The organism is Kitasatospora phosalacinea (genome assembly GCF_000717185.1).
Taxonomy (GTDB): domain Bacteria; phylum Actinomycetota; class Actinomycetes; order Streptomycetales; family Streptomycetaceae; genus Kitasatospora; species Kitasatospora phosalacinea_A.
Genome location: NZ_JNYE01000216.1, coordinates 1 through 2,258 on the forward strand (window position 1 = coordinate 1; position 2,258 = coordinate 2,258).

Consider the following 2,258-nt stretch of genomic DNA (forward strand, 5'->3'; position numbering starts at 1 on the left):
GCAGATGTCGCAATCCACACCGAGCCAGAAGGCCCTCACTCATTTCAAGATCACCACACCGTGAACCCCGTCACCAACCTCCGTGGTCAGTACACCTAGTGCTGCTCCGCGGAAGTTCGTGGAGGGGTGTTGATCAGATGGCCAGTCCGTTGAGATAGAGGCCGCCCGCGCAGTCGAGGGCTTCTTCTGGGGAGCCGGACGGTAGCCCGCTGGGCAGGAAGTTGTCGCGGTAGCCGTCGTTGCTGGCCAGGTAGAGCGAGAAACCCCAGGTGTGGAGTACGCCGGTGAAGCGCAGGCGGCACAGTGGGAGGTTCTGGCCGCCAGGCAGCTCGGCGGCCACGTAAGCGAATCCGGCACGGAAGCGGACCGTGACGGCGTCCACGTGGGGCCAGCGTTCGCGGGCGTGGCGGTTCAGGCTCTGGCACAGGTGGTGCTGCATCGATTCCGGCGGGTTCTTCGGCACGGGCTCATCCTGCCGGGCGGGGCGGCGACCCGCCATGATCGGTGGCCGTGCGTGGTGGTCGACGGGCGGGGACGGCGGTCGTGGTGGTGCTGGAGGCGGAGGTCCGCGAGCGGTTGGACAGGACGGCGGCTTCGGCGAAGTCCGAAGTACGGGCGGTGCTGCGAGCCCGCATCGTGCTCGCGGCGGCGGACGGGCTCGCCAATGGCGCCATCGCCCGGGAGCTGGATGTCAGCGTGAATACGGTGCGCAAGTGGCGGGGCCGGTTCGCCGTCCTGGGGCTGGGCGGCTGCGGGACGCCGAACGCCCGGGCCGGCCGAGGGCCTACGGGCCCGAGGTCCGCATGGCGATCGTGGCCACTGCCACCAGCGCGCCGCCGCATCCGGAGTCGACCTGGTCGCACCGCGCCATCGCCCGGCGGGTGGCCGGCACGTGCTTCGCGCCGGTCTCCGCCTCCCAGGTCGGCAGGATCCTGGCCGGCCTGGACCTGAAGCCGCACAAGGTCCGCGGCTGGCTCACCCGCCGGGACACTCCCGGCTTCTGGCGGCAGGCCGCCGAGGTATGCGCCCTCTACCTGAATCCGCCCGAGGGCGCGGTGGTGCTCTCGATCGACGAGAAGACCGCGATCGCGGCCCGCTCGCGCCGTTATCCCGGGCGTTGCGCACGCCCCGGCGAGCCGGTCAGGCAGGAGTTCGAGTACCGGCGCCACGGCACGGCTTCCCTCGTGGCCGCGCTCGACGTTCGCACCGGCGAGGTCCTCACCGAGGTGATCGCCCGCAACGACGCGGTGACCTTCACGGCCTTCCTGGACCTGCTCGACCGGGCGATCGCACCGAACAAGGAGATCCACGTCGTCCTCGACAACGGCTCGTCCCACACCGCCGGACACACCAGGGCGTGGCTGGCCGCCCACCCGCGCTGGCACGTCCGGTGGACGCCGCCGCACACCTCGTGGCTCAACCAGATCGAACTGTTCTTCTCCGCCCTGACCCGCCGGGTCGTGCGGCATGGCGACTTCGCGAGCCGCGACGACCTGATCGAGAAGCTGAAGGCCTACGCGATCGGCCACAACGAGACCGCCAAGCCCTACCGCTGGACCTACGAGGGCATCCCGCTCAAGGCAGCCTGATCAACACCCCTCCACGAACTTCCGCGGAGCAGCACTAGCGTGGTTCGGGCGAGGGGCTCCGCACCGCTGGGCACCGAGCCGAGATTCTGCCGCCGAGAGCGAGCCGAGGCTCTCCCTGCTCCAGGTGGCGGCAGCCGGTGCGGTCGAAGATGGCCAACAGCCTCGTTCCGCTTCCGCGAATGAGGCCCTGCCCGGTACCAGGTGCTGGGCAGGGCCTCGTTGCGGACCATGTCGTCCTGCTCCGCCGGGCGTCACGGCATGATCATTGAGCCCTTTCAACTCGGCCACCGATCAGGTGATAGCGCGGGCGTACAGGGGCGCGCTTGTTGACGAGATCCGGCAGGTTAAACGCCCGTCAACGGCAGTCGGTTCAGCACTCGTTCGGGTCGCACTTGAAAGGGCTCATTGAGCCTCTTTCATCCTGTCTGGGAAGGGTGAAATGGCTGGTCAGCGGTGGTCGGGTAACAGGCGAGGCTCCTGGTCGTTGCGTTGGTGTTCTCTACGCACCACGCTCTGACCGAGGAGCCTCGCTTGGTCCCGTATCGTGCCATGCTCGACGTCCCGTACGAGCTTGAGCTGCACTGATCTTCGTGGAGTCCTTGAAGCCTGGGTTACGATCCAGGCGTAAGGAGAACCACCTGCAGTGCCAGCACCACGTAAGTACCCCGA

The 2,258-nt window shown here is 68.3% G+C and carries 1 protein-coding gene and 2 pseudogenes; 2 read left to right on the forward strand and 1 reads right to left on the reverse strand.

Annotated features, from left to right (window positions below; translation table 11 throughout):
- Positions 1-133: 133 nt before the first annotated feature.
- Entirely contained in the window at positions 134-463 is a 330-nt protein-coding gene (locus tag OO57_RS37590) for a hypothetical protein (RefSeq protein ID WP_033257391.1), read from the reverse strand.
- A gap of 155 nt (positions 464-618) precedes the next feature.
- Between OO57_RS37590 and OO57_RS47540 the strand changes: the two are divergent.
- Both OO57_RS47540 and OO57_RS46560 read left to right on the forward strand, forming a co-directional pair.
- Positions 619-771 (forward strand): annotated as a pseudogene (locus OO57_RS47540) (helix-turn-helix domain-containing protein); the annotation flags it as partial.
- Positions 705-1,589, forward strand: a pseudogene (locus OO57_RS46560) (IS630 family transposase); the annotation flags it as partial. The pseudogenes OO57_RS47540 and OO57_RS46560, both read left to right, overlap by 67 nt.
- Positions 1,590-2,258: the final 669 nt, after the last annotated feature.